Annotated in this window: 19 protein-coding genes; 12 read left to right on the top strand and 7 right to left on the bottom strand. The window is 62.8% G+C overall.

What is annotated here, in order from left to right; translation table 11 throughout:
• Nucleotides 1-724 (top strand): ribonucleotide-diphosphate reductase subunit beta (locus ACQKPZ_RS25885; protein ID WP_427543717.1); only part of this gene is annotated, 724 nt, incomplete at its 5' end.
• Between the two features lie 261 nt (nucleotides 725-985).
• Here ACQKPZ_RS25885 and ACQKPZ_RS25880 read toward each other — a convergent pair.
• Nucleotides 986-1225 (bottom strand): type II toxin-antitoxin system RelB/DinJ family antitoxin, encoded by a 240-nt coding sequence (locus ACQKPZ_RS25880; protein ID WP_427543714.1) that lies wholly within the window; start codon nucleotides 1223-1225, stop codon nucleotides 986-988.
• Between the two features lie 760 nt (nucleotides 1226-1985).
• Here ACQKPZ_RS25880 and ACQKPZ_RS25875 point away from each other — a divergent pair.
• The 8 genes from ACQKPZ_RS25875 to ACQKPZ_RS25840 all read left to right on the top strand — a co-directional run bounded on the left by ACQKPZ_RS25875 (nucleotide 1986) and on the right by ACQKPZ_RS25840 (nucleotide 10073).
• A complete protein-coding gene (locus ACQKPZ_RS25875; protein WP_427543711.1) occupies nucleotides 1986-3224 on the top strand; it encodes an OprD family porin in 1239 nt (412 codons plus the stop codon).
• Between the two features lie 226 nt (nucleotides 3225-3450).
• Complete coding sequence (locus ACQKPZ_RS25870; RefSeq protein ID WP_427543708.1) at nucleotides 3451-4257, top strand: NAD-dependent epimerase/dehydratase family protein; 807 nt, start codon at nucleotides 3451-3453, stop codon at nucleotides 4255-4257.
• Between the two features lie 26 nt (nucleotides 4258-4283).
• Nucleotides 4284-5165 (top strand): glucurono-1,5-lactonase, encoded by an 882-nt coding sequence (locus ACQKPZ_RS25865; protein ID WP_427543704.1) that lies wholly within the window; start codon nucleotides 4284-4286, stop codon nucleotides 5163-5165.
• Between the two features lie 65 nt (nucleotides 5166-5230).
• Nucleotides 5231-6202 carry a TRAP transporter substrate-binding protein gene (locus ACQKPZ_RS25860; protein ID WP_427543701.1) on the top strand — a complete coding sequence of 324 codons (972 nt, stop codon included), beginning with the start codon at nucleotides 5231-5233 and terminating at the stop codon, nucleotides 6200-6202.
• A 64-nt stretch (nucleotides 6203-6266) separates the two neighbouring features.
• Complete coding sequence (locus ACQKPZ_RS25855; RefSeq protein ID WP_391127165.1) at nucleotides 6267-6794, top strand: TRAP transporter small permease; 528 nt, start codon at nucleotides 6267-6269, stop codon at nucleotides 6792-6794.
• Nucleotides 6795-8075 carry a TRAP transporter large permease gene (locus ACQKPZ_RS25850; protein WP_427543698.1) on the top strand — a complete coding sequence of 427 codons (1281 nt, stop codon included), beginning with the start codon at nucleotides 6795-6797 and terminating at the stop codon, nucleotides 8073-8075.
• 180 nt (nucleotides 8076-8255) lie between these two features.
• On the top strand, nucleotides 8256-9179 hold the full coding sequence (locus ACQKPZ_RS25845; RefSeq protein WP_427543695.1) for an EamA family transporter: 924 nt from the start codon (nucleotides 8256-8258) through the stop codon (nucleotides 9177-9179).
• A gap of 24 nt (nucleotides 9180-9203) precedes the next feature.
• The gene (locus ACQKPZ_RS25840; protein ID WP_427543692.1) at nucleotides 9204-10073 is read left to right on the top strand and encodes an aldose 1-epimerase; all 870 of its coding nucleotides are present in this window, start codon (nucleotides 9204-9206) and stop codon (nucleotides 10071-10073) included.
• A 148-nt stretch (nucleotides 10074-10221) separates the two neighbouring features.
• Here ACQKPZ_RS25840 and ACQKPZ_RS25835 read toward each other — a convergent pair whose 3' ends face one another.
• From ACQKPZ_RS25835 to ACQKPZ_RS25820, 4 genes are all read right to left on the bottom strand, one after another.
• A complete protein-coding gene (locus tag ACQKPZ_RS25835) occupies nucleotides 10222-11517 on the bottom strand; it encodes an MFS transporter (RefSeq protein ID WP_427543690.1) in 1296 nt (431 codons plus the stop codon).
• Nucleotides 11518-11674: 157 nt separating this feature from the next.
• Nucleotides 11675-12571, bottom strand: a complete 897-nt coding sequence (locus ACQKPZ_RS25830; protein ID WP_391127177.1) for a LysR family transcriptional regulator — start codon at nucleotides 12569-12571, stop codon at nucleotides 11675-11677.
• Between the two features lie 222 nt (nucleotides 12572-12793).
• A complete protein-coding gene (locus ACQKPZ_RS25825) occupies nucleotides 12794-14830 on the bottom strand; it encodes a pyridoxamine 5'-phosphate oxidase family protein (RefSeq protein ID WP_427543687.1) in 2037 nt (678 codons plus the stop codon).
• A gap of 27 nt (nucleotides 14831-14857) precedes the next feature.
• Nucleotides 14858-15487, bottom strand: a complete 630-nt coding sequence (locus ACQKPZ_RS25820) for a glutathione S-transferase family protein (protein WP_427543684.1) — start codon at nucleotides 15485-15487, stop codon at nucleotides 14858-14860.
• 208 nt (nucleotides 15488-15695) lie between these two features.
• Here ACQKPZ_RS25820 and ACQKPZ_RS25815 point away from each other — a divergent pair, with 208 nt between their 5' ends.
• The 3 genes from ACQKPZ_RS25815 to ACQKPZ_RS25805 all read left to right on the top strand — a co-directional run bounded on the left by ACQKPZ_RS25815 (nucleotide 15696) and on the right by ACQKPZ_RS25805 (nucleotide 19668).
• Nucleotides 15696-16202 carry a sigma-70 family RNA polymerase sigma factor gene (locus ACQKPZ_RS25815; protein WP_427543720.1) on the top strand — a complete coding sequence of 169 codons (507 nt, stop codon included), beginning with the start codon at nucleotides 15696-15698 and terminating at the stop codon, nucleotides 16200-16202.
• Nucleotides 16199-17140 carry a FecR domain-containing protein gene (locus ACQKPZ_RS25810; protein WP_427543681.1) on the top strand — a complete coding sequence of 314 codons (942 nt, stop codon included), beginning with the start codon at nucleotides 16199-16201 and terminating at the stop codon, nucleotides 17138-17140. The genes ACQKPZ_RS25815 and ACQKPZ_RS25810 overlap by 4 nt, the downstream gene beginning before the upstream one ends.
• 194 nt (nucleotides 17141-17334) lie before the next feature.
• Nucleotides 17335-19668, top strand: a complete 2334-nt coding sequence (locus ACQKPZ_RS25805) for a TonB-dependent siderophore receptor (protein ID WP_427543678.1) — start codon at nucleotides 17335-17337, stop codon at nucleotides 19666-19668.
• A gap of 140 nt (nucleotides 19669-19808) precedes the next feature.
• Here the strand turns inward: ACQKPZ_RS25805 and ACQKPZ_RS25800 are convergent, their stop codons facing one another.
• Together ACQKPZ_RS25800 and ACQKPZ_RS25795 are read right to left on the bottom strand one after the other, a co-directional pair.
• Nucleotides 19809-20360 carry a UPF0149 family protein gene (locus tag ACQKPZ_RS25800; protein WP_427543675.1) on the bottom strand — a complete coding sequence of 184 codons (552 nt, stop codon included), beginning with the start codon at nucleotides 20358-20360 and terminating at the stop codon, nucleotides 19809-19811.
• Nucleotides 20361-20614: 254 nt separating this feature from the next.
• The coding region (locus ACQKPZ_RS25795) for an acetolactate synthase large subunit (protein ID WP_427543672.1) at nucleotides 20615-21847 on the bottom strand (1233 nt) is incomplete at its 5' end.

Raw genomic sequence — 21847 nt, 5'->3', positions numbered from 1 at the left:
CCGTAGCTGCCCAGGCGGTGCAGGGCGTAGCCGAACTGCACGGAGTTCTTCAGCACAACTGTACTTCTTCGAGTCGCTGGGCATGGATGAAGGCGAGATCTTCAACATGTACCACGAGATCCCGTCGGTCGCGAAAAAAGCCGCCTGGGGCCTGAAGTACACCCGCGCCATCTCCGACCCGGAGTTCAACACCGGTACTGTCGAAACCGACAAAGAGCTGCTGCGCAACCTGATTGCCTACTACTGCGTACTGGAAGGCATCTTCTTCTACTGCGGCTTCACCCAGATCCTGTCCATGGGCCGCCGCAACAAGATGACCGGCGTTGCCGAGCAGTTCCAGTACATCCTGCGTGACGAGTCGATGCACCTGAACTTCGGTATCGACGTGATCAACCAGATCAAGATCGAGAACCCGCACCTGTGGGACGCGGCGATGAAGGAAGAAGCGACCCAGATGATCCTGCAAGGGACCCAGCTGGAGATCGAATACGCCCGTGACACCATGCCACGCGGCGTGCTGGGCATGAACGCGGCGATGATGGAGGACTACCTCAAGTTCATTGCCAACCGTCGTTTGACCCAGATTGGTCTGAAGGAAGAGTACCCGGGGACTACCAACCCGTTCCCTTGGATGAGCGAGATCATGGACTTGAAGAAGGAGAAGAACTTCTTTGAGACGCGAGTGATTGAGTATCAGACTGGTGGGGCTTTGAGCTGGGATTGATTGTCCGGGCTGAGCATCGAGAAGGCTGCCGAATGGCAGCCTTTTTTTGGGGCGCGGGAATGGCAGAACAGGAGAACCGGCATCTGCGCTGGTGGCTGACGCATGAGGTGGTGGACGATGCGCCCATAGGCTCAGCGCTATACCTGTGGGAGCGGGCGAGCCCGCGAAGGGGCGCAAAGCGGCCCCAATCTGTCTGACTGACTGGCATTAGGCGTTACCGGCGAATACCAGCATCGCCGGCGCCATTCATCGAGTCAGATTCTATAGGTCATCCATTTGGACCTTCACCCGCAGCGGGGAAGCGAGACGCTCATTTACAGCCGCGATGAGGTCTTCATCTTCCTCAGCCACTTTGGCTGACCCGAAGGGCAGCTTGCCCTGCTCTGCTACATATTGCAGAACTTGGTGCATCAATTCGGAGGGGGTTACACCTAGGCGTTCGAGCTCTTCGTAGGCGCGGGCTTCGAGTTCGTCGTCGATACGGATGTTGATGGACGCCATGGTTCGACTTTCGAGTAAAGAAGAGGCCCCGCCCACGCCGACAAGGGGGTACGGCACCAACGAGGATGCCGGGACTGGACATGCCAGTCTACGTGGTCGAGGGCGAGGCCAGATCTGAAGATAGCGCAGGGTGCCGGCAGGGTCCACAGGTGATTGGATTGGACTTGTAAATCATGTCTCCGGTTTGCCTTGTAAACGATGTCTTCGGTTTGCAGGCAATGGGGGTGGATGGCACGGGCTTCGCCCGTGTTCGCGGCGGTTCGACGCATCGACAAGCCCGCTCCCACAGTGATCGCGCCAACCTTTAGGTTTTGTGCAAGACCGTTGCCCAGTAGCACATCTCATCCGCTGCTGGAGGCGTGCAAGGGACTACCTTGGTCGTAGGATGTCTCTAGGGCGCTCACAATAGAGCTTCTACAGCTCGATTGTTGCCATCTAACCCCTAAATTGCTAAGCCATCAGGCGTTGACAGCCCACCTCACCCGGGCTAATAATCGCTCATAGTTGTACGACAACACATAACAAAAACAACAATCAGTGGACGAACCCATGTCGACACACATCCCGCTACACCCACGTCTGTTGCATACCCCTACCCCTCTTCCCCCGGCTTGCCTGCGTACGCCCGCCAGTACCTAGCATCCGGTTACCGCGCATTCACCCCTGGCCCTGACCGGCCCGTTACCCACCCGCCCCTGCCGTAGGCCGCTTGTGCGTGCCCGGTGGACGGGCTGCCATACCCTTCGGGAGCACAACAATAATGAAAATCTGCCACACCCTGCCCTTCGCCCTGCTTGGCGCCGGGGTTATCGCCGGCTTGCCAGGCACCAGCCTGGCTGCGGGGTTTGTCGAGGACAGCAAGGCCACCCTCGGCTTGCGCAATTTCTACATCAACCGTAACTTCACCAACCCGAGCAACCCACAAAGCAAGGCTGAAGAGTGGACGCAAAGCTTCATTCTCGACGCCCGTTCGGGGTTCACCGAAGGGCCTGTCGGCTTCGGCGTGGATGTGCTGGGGCTGTGGTCGGTCAAGCTGGATGGCGGTGGCGGCACCTATGGCACGGCGTTGCTGCCGCGCCATGACGATGGCAAGCCGGCGGATGACTATGGGCGCCTGGCGGTGGCGGGCAAGGCACGTATTTCCAAGACTGAGCTGAAAATCGGCGAGTGGATGCCGGTGCTGCCGATTCTGCGCTCGGACGACGGGCGTTCGCTGCCGCAGACGTTCCGTGGCGGGCAGGTCACTTCCAGCGAAATCGCAGGGTTGACGTTGTACGGTGGCCAGTTCCGCGGCAACAGCCCGCGCAACGACGCCAGCATGGAAGACATGAGCTACGGCGGTGGTGTGTCGGACCGTTTCAACTTTGTCGGTGGCGAGTACAAGTTCAACAAGGACCGCACCCTGGTCGGGCTTTGGAATGCGGTGTTGAAGGACGTCTATCAGCAGCAGTACCTGCAATTGAGCCACAGCCAGCCACTGGGTGACTGGACTCTGGGCGCCAACCTGGGCTACTTCCATGGCGATGACGACGGCTCCAGACGCGCTGGCGAACTGGACAACAAAACCTACTCGGGGATGTTCTCGGCCAAGTATGGCGGCAGCACTTTCTGGGTCGGGCTGCAGAAGGTCGATGGCGATACCTGGATGCGGGTCAACGGTACCAGCGGCGGGACGCTGGCCAACGACAGCTACAACTCCAGCTTCGACAACGCCAACGAGCGTTCGTGGCAGGTGCGCCATGACTTCAACTTCGTCACCGTCGGGGTACCGGGGTTGACCCTGATGAACCGCTACATCAGCGGGCGCGATGTGCACAGCGGGGTGGTGACCGATGGCAAGGAATGGGTGCGCGAGACGGAGCTGGCGTATGTGATCCAGAGCGGGGCGTTCAAGGATTTGAGTGTGAAATGGCGTAACTCGTCGATTCGGCGGGATTACAGCAATAACGAGTTTGATGAGAACCGGTTGATCTTCAACTACCCGTTGTCGTTGCTCTGATCAAAACCTGCGGCTGGATGGCACGGGCTTCGCCCGTGTTCGCGGGTGAACCCGCTCCCACAGATGCGATGATACCCCCGAGGCTGTTGCGGTCCCTGTGGGAGCGGGTTTACCCGCGAAGAGGCCAATAAAAGCCACACAAGCCTCATTGACAACCACCAGACCCACCGCCAATAATCATCGAAGTCATACGACAACCTACAACAATTAACAACAAGAGCCGGCCATGACACCTACTCCCCTCAATCGCCTGCTGCTCACCGGAGCCGCGGGCGGCCTGGGCAAGGTCCTTCGCGAACGCCTGCAAGGCTACGCCGAGGTCCTGCGCCTTTCCGACATCAGCCCCATGGCACCTGCCGCAGGCCCACATGAAGAGGTCATCACCTGCGACCTGGCCGATAAAGCAGCGGTACACGCCCTGGTCGAAGGCGTCGATGCCATCATCCACTTCGGCGGCGTGTCTACCGAGCATTCCTTCGAAGACATCCTCGGCCCCAACATCTGCGGCGTGTTCCACGTCTACGAGGCGGCGCGCAAGCACGGGGTAAAGCGCATCATCTTCGCCAGCTCCAACCACACCATCGGGTTCTACCGCCAGGATGAACGCATCGACGCCCGCTCCCCGCGCCGCCCCGACAGCTACTACGGGCTGTCCAAATGCTATGGCGAAGATGTGGCCAGTTTCTACTTCGACCGCTATGGCATCGAAACCGTCAGCATCCGTATTGGCTCGTCGTTCCCGCAACCGCAAAACCCCCGCATGCTCTGCACCTGGCTGAGCTACGACGACCTGGTGCAACTGATCGAGCGCGGGCTGTTCACCCCCGACGTTGGCCACACCATCGTCTACGGCGCCTCCGACAACCGCACCGTGTGGTGGGACAACCGCCATGCCGAGCACCTGGGCTATGCGCCGAAGGACAGCTCCGAACCCTTCCGCGCCGCCGTCGAGGCCCAGCCGGCGCCCGCCGCCGATGACCCGAGCATGGTCTACCAGGGCGGCGCCTTTGCCGTGGCCGGCCCGTTCAACTGACCCCACCCACGCCAGGAGGCACGGCCATGAACTGCGAACTGATCGTCGACGCCCGCAACGGCACCGGCGAAAGCCCGGTGTGGCACCCCGCTGAACAAGCGCTGTACTGGGTCGACATTCCCGCCCGCCAACTGCACCGCTGGCAGGCGGCCGATGGCATGCATCAGGTCTGGCAGGGCGACGAGATGCTGGCCTGCATCGCCCGCAGCGGCCAAGGCTGGGTTGCGGGTATGGAAAGCGGCATTTTCCAGCTCCGGGCCAACGCCGACGGTAGCCTCGACAGCCGCTTGCTCAGCAGCGTGCCACATGCTCAAGGCGGCATGCGTTTCAACGATGGCCGCTGCGACCGCCAGGGCCGCTTCTGGGCCGGCACCATGCTGCTCGACATGCAGCAAGGTGCCCACGTAGGTGCGCTGTACCGGCATGACGGCGAAGGCCAGCTGCACCTGCAACAGGACGGCATGATCGTGCCCAACGGCCTGGCCTTCAGCCCCGACGGCACACGCATGTACCTGTCTGACTCGCACCCCAACGTGCAGAAGGTCTGGGCCTTCGACTACGACATCGACAGCGGCACGCCGCACAACAAGCGGCTGTTCGTCGACATGCGCGGCTACCCAGGGCGCCCCGATGGCGCGGCCATCGACCAGGACGGCTGCTACTGGATCTGCGGCAACGACGCCGGGCAGATCCACCGCTTCACACCCGACGGCCGCCTTGACCGCTCGCTCAGCGTGCCGGTGAAAAAACCGGCCATGTGCGCCTTTGGCGGTGCCAACCTGGACACCCTGTACGTCACCTCGATCCGCCCCGCAGGCACTGACCTCAGCGACCAGCCCCTGGCGGGCGGGGTGTTTGCCCTCAACCCTGGCACCAAAGGCCTGGAGGAGCCTGCCTACCGGGGCTGAGCGCCCCCTGCCGTACCCACACTTGCACGCCCGAAACCAGATAATAAAAAACACGGAGTTTCATCATGACGTTCAAACGCAAGCTGCTTCTTGCCGTACTCCCCTTCGCCTTCAGCGTGGCCATGCCCGCCTCGGCGCTGGACATCAAGTTCGCCGAAATCCACCCGGCCGGCTACCCCACCGTGGTCGCCGAGCAGAACATGGGCAAAAAGCTCGAAGCCGCCAGCAATGGCGACATCACTTTCAAGATGTTTGCCGGTGGCGTGCTGGGCTCGGAAAAGGAAGTGATCGAACAGGCGCAGATCGGCGCAGTGCAGATGACCCGCGTCAGCCTGGGGATCGTTGGCCCGGTGGTACCGGATGTGAACGTGTTCAACATGCCGTTCGTGTTCCGCGACCATGACCACATGCGCAAGATCATCGACGGCGAGATCGGCCAGGAGATCCTCGACAAGATCACCAACTCCGACTTCAACCTGGTGGCCCTGGCCTGGATGGACGGCGGCTCGCGCAGCATCTACACCAAAAAGCCGGTGCGCAGCCTGGAAGACCTCAAGGGCATGAAGATTCGCGTGCAGGGCAACCCGCTGTTCATCGACATGATGAACGCCATGGGTGGCAACGGTATTGCCATGGACACCGGGGAGATCTTCAGCGCCTTGCAGACCGGGGTAATCGACGGTGCCGAGAACAACCCGCCCACCCTGCTCGAGCACAACCACTTCCAGAGCGCCAAGTACTACACCCTGACCGGCCACCTGATCCTGCCGGAGCCGGTGGTGATGTCCAAGACCACCTGGAACAAGCTCACCCCCGAGCAGCAGGTGCTGGTGAAAAAGGTGGCGCGTGAGGCACAGATGGAAGAGCGTGCGCTGTGGGACGCCAAGTCTGCCGCCAGCGAAGAGAAGCTCAAGGCCGCTGGTGTCGAGTTCATCACCGTCGACAAGAAGCCGTTCTACGACGCCACTGCATCGGTACGGGAAAAATACGGCGCGCAATACGCCGACCTGATGAAGCGTATCGACGCGGTGCAGTAAGCGCGACCTCTCCTACCGACCCCGGCAGTGCGGCGCCCGCCGCCCTGCCGCTTTGGTGATGCCCATGAAAAACCTCTTTCTGCGTGCCAACGACACGCTGTACCGCGCTTGTATCTGGGTCGCCGGCCTGTCGATCCTGACCATGTCGCTGATCATCCCGTGGGGCATTTTTGCCCGCTACGTTCTTGGCACCGGCTCCAGCTGGCCGGAGCCGGTGGCCATTCTGCTGATGGTGGTATTCAGCTTTGTCGGCGCCGCCGCCAGCTACCGCGCCGGGGCGCACATGGCGGTGGCGATGATTACCGACCGCCTGCCACCGCTGCAGCGCCGGCTGGTGGCGCTGCTGGTGCAGGTACTGATGATTCTGGTGTGCGTGTTCATGACTTACTACGGCACCAAGCTGTGCATCACCACCTGGAACCAGTTTCTGGCATCGCTGCCGGGGGTGCGGGTGGGCATGACCTATGCGCCGATCCCGGTGGGTGGCGTGCTGACCCTGGTGTTCGTGCTGGAGAAACTGCTGCTGGGCGACCAGAGCCACCGCAAGGTGGTGCGCTTCGACCAACTGGAAGAAAACGAAGGAGCGGCGTAAATGGATGCGTTCATTCTGTTGGGCAGTTTCATTGCGCTCATCCTGCTGGGCATGCCAGTGGCCTATGCCCTGGGCCTTTCGGCGTTGATCGGCGCCTGGTGGATCGACATCCCGCTGCAGGCGATGATGATCCAGGTGGCGAGCGGGGTTAACAAATTCTCGCTGCTGGCCATTCCGTTCTTCGTGCTGGCCGGCGCGATCATGGCCGAGGGCGGCATGTCACGAAGGCTGGTGGCGTTTGCCGGGGTGCTGGTGGGCTTCGTGCGTGGTGGCCTGTCGCTGGTCAACATCATGGCCTCGACGTTCTTTGGCGCGATTTCAGGTTCGTCGGTGGCCGATACTGCATCGGTGGGCTCGGTGCTGATTCCGGAGATGGAGCGCAAGGGCTACCCACGCGAGTTCTCCACCGCAGTCACCGTCAGCGGTTCGGTACAGGCGCTGCTGACCCCGCCCAGCCACAACTCGGTGCTGTACTCGCTGGCAGCGGGCGGCACGGTGTCGATCGCCTCGCTGTTCATGGCCGGGGTGATGCCGGGCTTGCTGCTTAGCGCGGTGATGATGGGCCTGTGCCTGATCTTCGCCAAAAAGCGCAACTACCCCAAAGGCGAAGTGATCCCGCTGCGCCAGGCACTGAAAATTGCCGGTGAAGCGCTGTGGGGCCTGATGGCCATGGTCATCATCCTGGGCGGCATCCTGTCGGGCGTGTTCACCGCGACCGAGTCGGCAGCCGTGGCGGTGGTGTGGTCATTCTTCGTGACCATGTTCATCTACCGCGACTACAAGTGGCGCGACCTGCCCAAGCTGATGCACCGCACGGTACGCACCATTTCCATCGTGATGATCCTGATCGGCTTTGCCGCCAGCTTCGGCTACGTGATGACGCTGATGCAGATCCCGTCGAAGATCACCACGGCGTTCCTGACCCTGTCGGACAACCGCTATGTGATCCTGATGTGCATCAACTTCATGTTGTTGCTGCTGGGCACGGTGATGGACATGGCGCCGCTGATCCTGATCCTCACGCCAATCCTGTTGCCGGTGATCAGCGGTATCGGCGTGGACCCGGTGCATTTTGGCATGATCATGCTGGTGAACCTAGGGATCGGCTTGATCACCCCGCCGGTGGGGGCGGTGTTGTTCGTCGGCTCGGCGATCGGCAAGGTGAGTATCGAATCGACGGTGAAAGCGTTGCTGCCGTTCTACCTGGCACTGTTCCTGGTGCTGATGGCGGTGACCTACATTCCGGCCATTTCTCTGTGGCTGCCTAGCGTGGTGCTTTAAAAGCATTTGCGGGCTCTGTAGGAGCGGCCTTGTGTCGCGATCGGGCCGCAAAGCGGCCCCAGCAATATCTGCATCAACGCCGAAATCCTGGGGCCGCTTTGCGGCCCGATCGCGACACAAGGCCGCTCCTACAACGACCGCGATACGGCTGGAAAATCTACCTGCAAACGGATCCTGTACATGGCTGTCCCCTCCTCTGCTGTCGCTCTGTTCCCACGTAAGCTGGCCATCGCCCTGCTGGCCCTGCTGGCCTGCTCATTCGCCGGCAACCACATCGCCGCACGTATCGCCTTCGATGACGGTACCGGCGTGCTGCTGGCCATCCTCTGCCGTTCGGGCATCACCTTCCTGGTGCTGGCCGGCCTGCTGCTGTGGCAACGCCAGGCCATGGGCCTGCCCACCGGCACCCGCCGTTGGCAACTGCTGCTCGGCCTGCTGATCGCCACCCAGAGCCTGTGCCTGTATTCGGCGGTGGCGCGCATTCCGGTGGCCCTGGCATTGCTGGTGGGCAATACCTTCCCGATGCTGCTGGCGCTACTCACCTGGGCACTGGGCGGCGCACGGCCTACTGGCCGCACGGTGCTGTTCATGGGCCTGATCCTGTGCGGCCTGGTACTGGCGCTGGATGTGCCGGCACGCCTGACAGACAGCGGCGCGGCCAACCCACACTGGGCGCTGGGCGTCAGCCTGGCCTTTGGCGCTGCCTGCGCCTTTGCCTGTGCCTTGTGGATCACCGACCACAAGCTGGCCGCCGTGCGCGGCCCCGTGCGCAGCCTGCTGACACTGCTGATCGTATTCTCCAGCATGCTGGTTGCCGGTTTCAGCGGCGTGATGCCGTCCGGCTTGTCGCTGCCGGGCAGCAGCAGCGGCTGGTTGGCTCTTGCCAGCCTGGTGGTGCTGTACGGCCTGGCGTTCACCTTGCTGTTTGTCTGCGTGCCAAGGCTGAACATGGCGCAGAACGCCCCTGTGATGAACGTAGAGCCCATCGCCACGCTGCTGCTGGGCTGGGCCTTGCTCGACCAGCAACTCGGCAGCCTGCAATTACTCGGCGGCGCCGTGGTGGTGTGCGGCATCGTGCTGCTCACCTACCGCCGAACCCGTTGATTGTTCATGTGAAAGGAGCCTTGAATGGCTGTGACCGAACTGCACCTGCAGGACGCCCTGACCCGCCTGAGCCTGGCACCGGAACTGGGCGCCAGCCTGGTCAACTGGGAAGTGAAGGCAACCGGGCAGGCTTTGCTGCGCCATTGCGACTCGGCCGCGCTGGAAGCTGGTACACCCCGGCGACTGGGGTGCTATCCATTGGTGCCGTGGTCCAACCGTATTGCCGAGGGTGGCTTTGCCAGGCCTGAAGGCTGGCAGGCACTGGCGCCCAATACCGAACACGACCCCTACCCGATTCACGGCAGCGCCTGGCAGCAGGCCTGGCAGGTGGAGCACCACAGCCAGCGACGCGCACGCCTGACGCTGCACAGTGAAGTGCCGTTTGCCTACCTGGCGACGCTCGATGTGCACTTGCATGAGGGGTGCCTGAACCTGGACCTGCATGTGAAGCACCTGGATGAGCGGGCTAACTGGTATGGGTTGGGATTGCATCCTTACTTCCCGCGGTATCCGGATACGCAGCTGCATGCAGCGGCGCGCAAGGTCTGGCTGGCCGAGGACGGGCAGCTGCCCTCGTATCAGGCCGAGGTGCCGGAGCAATGGCGGTTTGAAACGTTGGGCAACCTGCCCGACACGGTGGTTGATCACGCGTTCAGTGGCTGGCCGGGGGAATGTGTGATTGAACAGCCGGGTGCCGGGTATCGGTTGGCGTGCAGCGCCAGCGGGGCTGAGCACTACTTGCTGTTCTGCCCGCAGGGGCAGGGTTTTTTCTGCTTTGAACCGGTGACTCACCCGGTCAATGCACATCACCTGCCGGGGCGGCCGGGGTTGAGGTTGTTGCAGCATGGGGAAGTGATGAGCCTGGGGTTCAGGATGCAGTATCGGGCGTTGTAGTTGTGTTGCCTGGATTGGGGCTGCTTTGCAGCCCATCGCGACACAAGGCCGCTCCTACAAAGGACCGCGCCAGTGCGTGTTACGCGGTCCCCTGTAGGAGCGGCCTTGTGTCGCGATGGGCCGCAAAGCGGCCCCAAATTCTCAACCCTTATGCCAATGCCTCGCTAGCCCCCACCATCGGCTTGGCAGAAACATCCCCCCGCACCTCGCGCGCCACTTTCCACACCAGCACCGCCGCCACGATATCGAACGCCGCCAGTACCACGAACAACGGGCTGTAACCAATCTGCGTGACCAGAATGCCGAACACCAGGGTAAACACCGCCGCCCCCAGGTACCCGCACATCCCCCCCATGCCGGTCGCCGTGGCCACCTGGTCCTTGCTGAACGAGTCGGAGGTAATCGAGTACAGCGCCCCCGACAACGTCTGGTGGGCAAACCCGCCAATGCACAGCAACAGGATCGCCGTGTACGGGCTTTCCACCAGGCCGATGCAGGCCGGGCCGATCATGCAGCTGGCACCGAACACCAGCACCACCTTGCGGGAGGTGAACAGCGACACCTTGAAGTAGCGGTGGAACAGCGGGCTGAGATAACCGCCCAGCACACAGCCAATGTCGGCAGCCAGGAACGGCAGCCAGGCAAACATCGCGACTTCCTTGATGTTCATGTGCCGCTCGGTCATCAGGTACAACGGAATCCAGGCGTTGAAGGTTTGCCAGGCCGGCTCCGAGAGGATCCGCGCCGAGGCGATGGCGTAGAAGTTGCGGGCCTTGAAGATACGCTTCCACGCGCCCTTCTCGCGGGTGTCCTGTTTGAAGTGCGCTTCCTGCCCGGCCAGGATGTAGTCGCGCTCCTCGTCACTCAGGCGCTTCTGATCGCGTGGGTGCTTGTACAGCAGCATCCACAACAGGGTCCAGGCAACACCGGAAACGCCGACGATCACGAACGCCAGCTGCCAGCCACTGTGCAGGATGGCCCACACCACCAGCGGCGGCGCCAGCAAGGCGCCAAGCGACGAGCCGATGTTGAACCAGCCAATCGCCACCGAACGCTCCTTGGCAGGGAACCACTCGGTAGTAGCCTTGACTCCGGCTGGCAAGCCAGCGGCTTCGGTCATGCCCAGCAACCCGCGCATGAACGCCATGCTCTGCCAGCCGCTCGCCAAGGCTGCACCGGCACAGGCCAGTGACCAGGCCATGGCGAACACGGCAAAGCCCAGCTTGGTGCCGATGAAATCGATGAACCAGCCGGCAATCGGCTGCATGAGGGCGTAGCACACCTGCCAGGTGGCGACGATCTTGGCGTATTGCTCGGTAGTGATGGAGAGGTCGGTCATCAAGGTGGGGGCGGCCACCGAGAGGGTGTTGCGGGCGAGGTAGTTGACGACGAGCCCAGCCGTGACAAGGCTGACCATCCACCAACGGATGCCTTTCATCTTCATGGTTCACCTGAATTTCTTGTTTTTAGAGTGGCGAGCGATTGGCGCAAATGCCGGCAGGGCTATTTGCGACAAATTGTTTCAGGTGAAAGAGTGCCATGTCATAGGTCGTCGTACAACAATTATTATTTCAAGCCATTTCCAGCGCTGTTGTACGACCTCAATCCAGCTGCTGGCTCCGCAACGTCTGCGCCAGCATGTCGATAAAGGCCCTGACCTTGGCCGAGCCGTACTTGCTCTCCCGGTGCAATACGTGGATGGGCCAGGGCGCCTCTTCGTACTCGGCCAGCAGCACCTGTAACTGCCCATTGGCCAGCTCATCTGCAACCTGGTACGACAACAGGCGGGCAATCCCCAGCCCACCACTGGCAGCAGCAATGGCCCCGTCATTGCTGGTCACCGTTAGCCGTGGCTTCATGCGTACCATTGTCGGCTCTTCGGTTACCCCGAAACGCCAGCCTGCTCTGGGCGACAGGTTGGTGGTGCCGATCACGGCATGGCCAGCCAGGTCCGAGGGGTGCCTGGGCACGCCATGGCGGGCCAGGTAGTCGGGGGAGGCACACAACATCCGCCGCACCCTGCCGACCCGCAGCGCCTTCAGGCCGGAGTCGGGTAACGGACCGATGCGCACGGCCACGTCCATGCCCTCCTCGACCATGTTCACCACGCGGTCGAGGAAGTAGGCAGACACATCGACCTCGGGATACTGCTGCAAGTAGCGGACGATGCACGGCATGACGAACTTCTTGCCGAACAGGATCGGCGCGGTAACTGCCAGGTCGCCTTTGGGGGAGGCGTTGATGCCCGCAGCGGCTTCGTTGGCCTCGTGGATGCTGGCCAGGATATGCCGGGTGTCTTCCAGGTAGCGGCCGCCGGCTTCGGTCAGGCGTACGCTGCGGGTGGTGCGCAGCAGCAGCTTGACCCCGAGCTGGTCTTCCAGGGCGCTGACGGCACGGGTGACGGCGGCCGGGGAGATGTCCAGGCGGCGGGCGGCCGCGGCGAAGCTTTCCAGCTCGCCGACAGCGACGAACACCTTCATCAGGTGGATCTGGTCCATGCGGGCTCCTGGGGGCTATGTGGTGCCGGGATTATCTTTCATCTGGGCATTTTTTGTTGCCTGCACCGTGCGCGGTCCCTTGTAGGAGCGGCCTTGTGTCGCGAAAGGGCTGCAAAGCAGCCCCAGCAATTCATGCTTCACTGCTGAAATCCCGGGGCCGCGCTGCGGCCCTTTCGCGACACAAGGCCGCTCCTACAGGGGACCTCGCTCGGGACAGGCGAATCAGATATCCAGCACCAGCGCCTGTACCCCCTCTTCCACTTGCGCCGGCACAGCACAACAGATCAGCACCGACCCCGCCTCTGGCAGCTCTGCCGGTGGGTTCGGGTAATGCACCTGGCCGCTCACCACCTTGGTCTTGCACGTTCCACAAGAGCCGCCCCGGCAACTGAACTCCGGCGCCAGCCCGCGCGCCTCGGCCAGCTCCAGCAGCGTGCCGCTCCCCGGTGTCCAACGCGCCTCCTTGGCCGATGCGGCGAAGTACACCGGCACGGGCTCGCTGGCCGCAGGCGGCTGCTGCAAGGTTGGCAGGTCCCCGTCCGTGTGCCGCCGCAGCGTCGAGGGGCCAAAGGCTTCGGCATGAATCCGGGCATCGGGCACATGCACCTGACGCAGCCCTTCATACAGGTCCTGGGTAAAGCTGCCGGGCCCGCACAGGTAGAAATCGTAGTCGTCCAGCGCCAGCGTCGCCTTGACCTGCTCGATGCCCAGCCGGCCGATGAACTCATAATCTCGCCCAAGCAACGCATGATATTCCGGCTGGCTCAGGACACGGTACACGTGCAGCCGTTCACCGGCCTGTTGCCGCAAGTTCGCCAGTTCCTCCTGGAACGGCAGATCGCCCAGGCTGCGAGCGCCATGGAACACGTGAATGCGCCGCGGCTGCCCTTGACTCAACTGCTCACGCAGCATGGCCAGCAACGGCGTAATACCTACGCCGACGCCAATCAGCACAAGCGGCCGCGTACTCTGCAAGTCCAGTGTGAAGCTGCCCATGGGTGGGCGTACGTCAAGCACATCCCCTGGCGCAATGCGCTCATGCAAGTGCCGGGAAACCGGGCCTTGGGCTTTGACGCTAATACGCAAATAGCCGTCGGATGGTGCGCTGGACAGGCTGTAGGTGCGGATCAGCGCCGCTTCACCCTCGCGCCGGATTTGCACCGGAACATGTTGCCCGGCTGCAAAAACCTCTGTGCTGTCGACGGGCGGCTGAAGGTAGAACGAGCGGATATCTCGGCTCTCCTGCTCCACCCGCAACACGCGCCAGGCCTGCCATTGGCGCTGTTGCTGGCGTTGTTGCAAACGCACGTCGGCTTCGGCCCAGGTGCCGGTCATTAGGCTGGTCGGTGCGTACTCCTTGAAGGCCCAGCGCAGGGACACCGCGGCCGGCCGCCACACGGCCTGCTCGACCGCCAGCGTCCACAGCCGCTCTGCACCTTCGAAAGCCTGGATAGCCGGGCTTTCCAGCAACAGCTCGGCCCGCCCGCACAGTTGCAGCACGTTGCCAGTGTTGAAGTCGATGAACAGCAAGCCTGCCCGCGGGTTCAGCAACAGGTTGCCCAAGGTGTTGAAATGCAGGTTTCCGGCGTAGTCGGGAATGGTCAGCGTATTGCCTTCGACCTTGACGAACCCTGGCCGGCCGCCACGGTGGGAAACATCCACCGAGCGCTGGCCGTTGTCATGCTCGATATAGCTGGCGACGAAGAACGTGTCGGCGGCCTGGATCATGCTGACCGCCTTGGCATCCAGTGTTGCCGCATCGACACGCGCCTGGGCGGGTTCGGTGACGCGGGTGTAGTCACGCAACTGGATGTACTGCGGGCAGTTGCCGAACGACTGCTCCACCGCCACCTGCAATTGGCCATCTGTAGCCTGGCGAATCTGCCCGTTGATGCGGTTGCGCCGACGGGTGTGCAACTCGATGCCCAGCAGGCCAACCGCCTGCCCTGCCACCAGCCCCGGGGTGGCGGGGTCATCTGCCGGCAAGGTGGTGTCGATCATCAACTGGCGAGGGTCGGGCGAGCTGACGAAACCCTCTGCCCCCTCCAGTAACGTCGCCCAGGGCCGGCCCTGGGCGTCCACGCTGGCCGCCACCATGAAGGGTAACTGGTGATAGAAGATGCGATGCTGGTCGGGCATATGGTCACGTATGACCTTTTGCCCGAACGCCTCCATGCGCTCTGCTACACCGACCGTTTCCTGCAGGGTTTTCTCGCCCGCATGCCAGGGCGAGGGGCGTTGGTCCTGGGGCTGTTGCATGGTGGCGTTCCTCCCGAGGGCGGGGTGTCAGGCGCTGGTTTGCAGCCCGATCACGGTGCGTGGCATAGGCACGAAGCCCGGTAGCGACTCGATACGTGCCAGCCAGCTGCGCACGTTGGCGTAGGGCTCCAGCGACACGTTGCCCTCTGGTGCATGAGCGATGTAAGAGTAGTTGGCGATGTCGGCGATGGTGGGCGTGTTGCCGGCCAGGAACGGCACCTTGGCCAACTCGGCGTCGATCACCTTGAGCAGGGTATGGGCGCGGTTTATCACTTCGTCGGTGTTGAACGCGGCACCGAACACGGTCACCAGGCGCGCAGCAGCCGGGCCGAAAGCCAGTGGGCCTGCGGCGACTGACAGCCAGCGTTGCACGCGGGCGGCGGCAGCTGGCTCTTCGGGCAACCAGATGCCGTTGTCATATTTTTTGGCGAGGTAAACCAGGATGGCGTTGGAATCGGCGATCACCGTGCCGTTGTCGTCGATGACCGGTACCTGGCCGAACGGGTTGAGGGCAAGGAAATCCGGCTGCTTGTGCGCACCTTTGGCCAAGTCGACGAACACCACCTCGGTGGGCAGGTTCAGCAGCGACAGCATCAACTCGATGCGGTGGGCGTGGCCAGACTTGGGGAAGTTGTAAAGCTTGATCGGGTTCGACATGGGCTTGGCTCCTGATCAGCACCGAAATGGGCTGGTGGAGCACATGCTGCACCTGTTCAGCTGGCAGCAGAATCCGTGCGGTGAGGAAACCATAATTTCGCGGGTCGAAATAATAGCCCTGTGCATCAGCCACATGCTGCAGTTGCCGCTGAAAAGCCAATTTGCATAGAATGCAAGTAGTTCTCAATAACGAAAACATCTCTTGCCCATGTCCCCCGACCGCGCGCCCATCCAGCAGCTCTACCGCAGCCATCACACCTGGCTGCAAGGCTGGCTGTACCGCCGCGTCAACGACCGCTGCGATGCCGCCGACCTGAGCCAGGACACGTTCGTCAAACTGCTCACCCATGCACCGCCCACCGAGCTGCGCGAGCCACGCGCCTACCTGGCCACCATCGCCCGACGCCTGCTGCTCAACCTCTACCGCCGTCGCTCCCTGGAGCGGGCCTACCTGGAAGCACTGGCGAACATGCCGCTAGACCAGGCGCCCAGCGCCGAATGTCAGGCGGCGTTGCTGGAAGCTTTGAATACCGTGGACCGGGTGCTGGCGCGCTTGCCGGGCAAGGCAAGGCGCGCGTTTCTCATGGCGCAGGTGGAAGGTTTCAGCCAGGAACAGATCGCCGAGGAAATGGGCGTAACCGTGCGCTCGGTGCAACGTTGGCTGGTGCGGGCGTTCGAGGAGTGCATCGTACTGGCATCGGAGGGCTGGCCATGATGTCGCCCCCCGTATCACGCCCCGTAGCCCAGCAGGCCGCGCGCTGGTTCCTGTGCTTGCAAGGTGGGGCCAGTGAAGGCGAACAGCAGGCATGCGCAGCCTGGCGGGCGGCCAGTGCCGAACACGAGCGGGCCTGGCAACTGGCGACACGCTTCAGTGCCCAGGTGCAGTCGATCCCGCCCAGCGTGGCCCGCTCGACCTTGCAGCGGCCTGCGGCATTGGGCCGGCGCGCAGCAGTGAAGGCGCTGACATCGCTGGTGGTACTGGGCTCGCTGGGGGTGACCCTGTCACGCACAGGGACGATGGATGCGTTGCTGGCGGATATCAGCACTGCCGTCGGCGAACGACGCCAGCTGACCCTGGACGACGGCACCGAGCTGCACCTGAATACCGATACCGCCGTGGACATCCGCTACAGCGCCGGCGAACGCTTGCTGGTGCTGCGCCGGGGGGAGTTGTATGTCAGCACCGGCAAAGACCCGCGGCCGATGCTGGTGCGCTCGGCATGGGGCCTGTTCCAGCCACTGGGCACGCGCTTTGCCCTGCGCCAATATGAACAGCACGACGAGCTGAAGGTGCTGGAAGGCGCGGTGGCGGTTACACCTAGGGCAGGCGGAACCCTACGCATAGAGGCAGGGCAGCAAGCGCTGGTCAGTGCCAGCCGGGTAAGGCGCGTGGACAGTACGCAGGCGAGAGTGGACTGGCTGGATGGCGTGCTGCGAGTCGAGCGTATGCCGCTGGCGAGCTTCCTGGCCGAGCTGGGGCGCTACCGGCATGGCTGGGTGCGCTGTGCGCCGGAGGTGGCCCGGCTGGAGATTTCCGGGGTTTATCAGCTGGCAGACAGCGATGCAGCGCTGCGGGCGCTGGCGATGGCGTTTCCGTTGCGGGTGAATTACCTGTCGCGGTATTGGGTGACCGTGGTACCGGCCGGGGTGTGAGGTGTTGCCTCTGGCCCTTTCGCGGGTGAACCCGCTCCCACAGGATTACCACAGGTTCGAGCCCTGTGTAATTGCCTGTGGGTTTACCCGCGAAGAGGCCAGTGAACCCGAACCACAAAATGACCGTGTCGTGTTTTATCAGCCTCAGGTGTCCTCTTCCTGAAAACCACCCTTTCAGCCCATCAGGAAGCCCCATGCATCTGCGACTCACCCTGCTCGCCAGCTTCATCGCCTCGCCCTTCGCCTGGGCCGAGGACGATCGTCATTACGCCATCCCCGCCGGCCCACTGGCCCAGGCCCTGGCCGAGTTCGCTGCCCAGGCCGGTGTGACCCTGCCGCTGGACCCAGCCATGCTTGGCGAATTGCAAAGCCCCGGGCTGCAAGGCGACGTGGGTACTGCCCAAGGTTTCGACCGACTGCTGCAGGGCACCCATCTGGAGGCTGTACCGCAAAGTGGTAACACCTACATCCTGCGCGCCAGGCCGACCTCCTCCGCCCTGCAACTGGACTCGACCAACATCAATGGCCTGCACGACCTGCGGCATTCGGCCATCGGCCCGTTACAAGGCTACAAGGCCTCACGCAGCAGTGTCGGCACCAAGACCGACGCGCCCCTGCGTGATATCCCGCAGTCGATCCAGGTAGTGCCGCGCCAGGTGCTGGAAGACCAGCAGGCCAACAGCATGGCCGACGCCCTGAGCAACGTCAGCAGCATCCAGCGTGGCAATACCCATGGCGGCAGTGTCGAGAGCTTCATCGTGCGTGGTTTTCAGGGCACCACCTATGCCATCGACGGGGTGCTGACCAACTCGCTGACCGTGCGCCCGGAAATCCTCACCGACCTGGCCGGCGTGGAGCGTATCGAAGTGCTCAAGGGGCCGGCCTCGGTGCTGTATGGCCGTGGCAACCCGGGCGGGCTGATCAACGTGGTGACGCGCAAGCCAACGCTGGTGCCGGAAGCCCAGGTCAAGCTGCAGGCCGGTTCCTACGACTATCAGCGCGGCCAGGCCTGGCTCAGCGGGCCGCTGTCGACCGAACATGGCTTGGCCGGCAGCCTGGCCATGGCTTACCAGACCGAAGGCAGTTTTCGTGACCTGTACCGCGACAGCCACCGCCGCCACTTTGCCCCGTCGCTGTCGTGGGCACCAGGTGAACACACCCGGATAGACATGGGCCTGGAATACACCGAGACCGATGCCCAGTACGACCGCGGACTGCAGGTGATCGGCGACCGCGTCGACTCCCGGCACAAGGTCTTCCTGGAAGAGCCCTGGTCACACAGCAACAGCGACAAGACCGCCGCCTGGTTCAAGCTGGAACACGACCTGAACGATTGGCTGACCCTGCGCCAGGTCACCCGTTGGGACAAGTCGAACAAGACCATGCTCAACATCTCTCAGCGCACCCTGGAGAAAGACGGCTTTACCCTGACCCGCCGTGCCACCGACTTTGACGAAACCCAGCGCTCGCTCAGTGCCCAGTTCGAGGCGGTCGCACGCTTCACCACCGCCGGGCTGGCGCATCAGTTGCTGGCGGGGGTAGAGTCGGTAACGGGGAGGCGCAGCGTGACCATGCTGCGTGCCGATGTCGCCCCGCTGAATATCTGGAGCCCCGTGCATGGCGCACAGCCAGGGCTTTTCCGCTTTGGCGAGGACTCGCGCTTCGATCAGGAAACCTACGGTGTATACGTACAGGATCAGATAGACCTGGGCGAGCAATGGAAGCTGCTGCTGGGTGTGCGCCATGACCAGGTCAAGCAGCGCAACCGCAACTACACCGCAGCAGGTGACTACGCCGACATCGACATCGACCCCTCCGACACATCGCCCCGTGCTGGCCTGGTTTACCAGCCCACCGATCGTTTGGCGCTGTACGTCAGCTACAGCACCTCCTTCGCGCCACAGAACCGCCTGACCCGCGACCGCAGCGTGCTCGACCCGGAGACCGGTGTGCAATACGAAGTCGGCGCCAAGTACGACATCATCCCCGAACGCCTGTCGGCGACGCTGGCGGCGTTCGAGATCCGCCGCAAGAACCTGGCTGCCAACGACCCGTTGGACAGCAGCTATTCGATCCAGACGGGCGAGCAGCGGGTGCGTGGCGTCGAGCTGGATGTAAGCGGCGAGATTCGTGACGGCTGGAACGTGATCGGTAACATCGCGGTGCTCGACGCCAAGCTGGTCGAGGATACGCGCTACGAGGAAGGCAACCGGCTGGAGGGTGTGCCGGTGGTCAGTGGTTCGCTATGGTCGACCTATCAGCTACAGGATGGGCCGCTACAGGGCCTTGGCTTTGGTGCGGGCGTGTTCTTTGCCGGCAAGCGCTATGGCGACCTGGCCAACAGCTACAGCGCCAGTGGTTACGGGCGGCTGGACCTGAGCGTGTTCCACGACTTCGACGAGCACCTTCGGGTGTCGCTGAACGCACGCAATGTGCTGGACAAGGACTACATCGAGACCATTTCCAGTGCGGGGAATTATGCAGGGGAACCGGCATCGCTGGTGGCGACGGTAAGCCTGGGGTTCTGAGCTATTTGTGTGCCGGTGCTGCTGGCCTCTTCGCGGGCGAGCCCGCTCCCACGTTGTTCGCACAGGTTGCGCAAACCGTGCAATCTTGTGGGAGCGGGTTTACCCGCGAAGAGGCCGGCAGCCTCATTGCACATTCAGGATCAGTGCAGCTTTTTGAAATACCGGAACAGCCCCCGAGCGGCCTCGACCACCTGTGGCACGCACGCCTGGATATCGGCCTCGCTCATCTGGTCAAGCAACTCGAAGTTGTCTTCCAGCCCATGCAGCGAAATGGCCTTGAGCAGTTGGTCCTGCTCGGGCGGCAACTCGCTCCAGCCGGCGACCTGGGTACCGCGCATGTAGCCGAAGCACCATTCCTCCATGACGATCACATTACCTTCCTCGCCCTCGCTTTCCTCGAACAGCGGCTCGAAGTGGTCGACGTTGTCACCCAACGCCTCAGCAACCTGATTGGCATAGCGCAGCATCAACGCGGTGTACGCTTCTTCGTGCGCAGGCTTCTTGAACTTCGGCACCTTGCCACCGGCTACCGCAGGCAGCCATTGCTCCGGGTAGACAGTTACCGGCGAGCTGGCGAGCGCGGTAAAAAAGCCATTGAGTTCGGCCAGATTCAGCACCGAGTAATCGTTGCCGTAAGTGATCAGCAGGTCTTCGAGGCGGTCGAGTTCTTTTTCGCTGAGTGCGGGGAGCATGAGGCTGAGGATCCTGAAAAGCAAAAGTGTGTGCACCCTAGCACATGCGGGACAGAAGGGGATGCGACAGCATGGATCGGGGAGGATCGGTGTGGACCAACTGACTGGGTCAATAAGTCTTGTGCAACCTCTGTGGGAGCGGCCATGGCCGCGAACACCGGCGAAGCCGGTGCCATCCAACGTGTTGGGGTCTTCGCGGGCATGCCCGCTCCCACAGGTACGGTACAGGGCTCCGTACCTGTGGGCCTCGGGGCTTATACCGCCAGCGCGCGCTGACGCAGTTCGCTGTTGAGGATGCGGTCGTTTTCGCTGTAATCGACCGGGCAGTCGATCACGTGCACGCCCGGGGTCTTGATGCAGTGTTCCAGCAGCGGCAGCAGGCCTTCGGCGCTTTCCACGCGGTGGCCATTGGCACCATAGGCTTCGGCATACTTGACGAAGTCCGGGTTGCCGTAGTCCAGGCCGAAATCGGTGAAGCCCATGTTGGCCTGCTTCCAGCGGATCATGCCGTAGCCGTCGTCACGCAGGATCACCACGGTGATGTGCATACCCAGGCGCACAGCCGTTTCCAGCTCCTGGCTGTTCATCATGAAGCCGCCGTCGCCACACACCGAAATCACTGGGCGGTCCGGGTGTACCAAGTGCGCAGCCATGGCCGATGGCAGGCCAGCACCCATGGTCGCCAGGGCGTTGTCCAGCAGCACGGTGTTTGGCTTGTGCGCTTTGTAGTTACGGGCGAACCAGATCTTGTAGATGCCGTTGTCCAGGGCCACGATGCCTTCGGATGGCAGCACGCGGCGGATGTCGGCGACCAGGCGCTGCGGGTAGACCGGGAAGCGGTTGTCGTCAGCACCCTCGGCAATCTGCGTTTCGTTGGCCTCACGGATGGCCAGCAGGCGGGTGAAATCCCAGTGCGAGGTGTCGGTCAGCGCTTCGCTGATCTGCCACACGGCGTTGGCGATGTCGCCGATTACTTCAACCTGTGGGAAGTACACGGCATCGACTTCGGCGGAGCGGAAGTTGATGTGAATGACTTCGGTACCGCCACGCACCATGAAGAACGGCGGCTTCTCAATCACGTCGTGGCCGATGTTGACGATCAGGTCGGCGGCCTCGACGGCGCGGTGCACGAAGTCACCCGACGACAGCGCGGCGTTGCCCAGGAAGCGCGGGTGGCGCTCGTCAACCACACCTTTACCCAGCTGGGTGGTGATGAACGGGATGCCGGTCTTGTCGATCAGCTGCTTGAGGACCTTGGCGGTCATCTTGCGGTTGGCACCGGCGCCGATCACCAGGATCGGGCTACGGGCGTTCTGCAGCTTCTCGACAGCAGCTTCAATGGCCACGTGCTCGGCCAGCGGGCGGCGGTGCAGGCTGCGCGGGATCGGCAATGCGTCGGTCTGCTCGGCGGCGATGTCTTCTGGCAGCTCCAGGTGTACCGCACCCGGCTTTTCTTCTTCAGCCAGGCGGAAGGCTTCGCGCATGCG

This window comes from Pseudomonas sp. NPDC089547, assembly GCF_050280665.1.
Lineage (GTDB): Bacteria > Pseudomonadota > Gammaproteobacteria > Pseudomonadales > Pseudomonadaceae > Aquipseudomonas.
The sequence above is the reverse complement of the archived record's forward strand: the minus strand, read 5'-3'. Positions and strand labels throughout refer to the sequence as shown.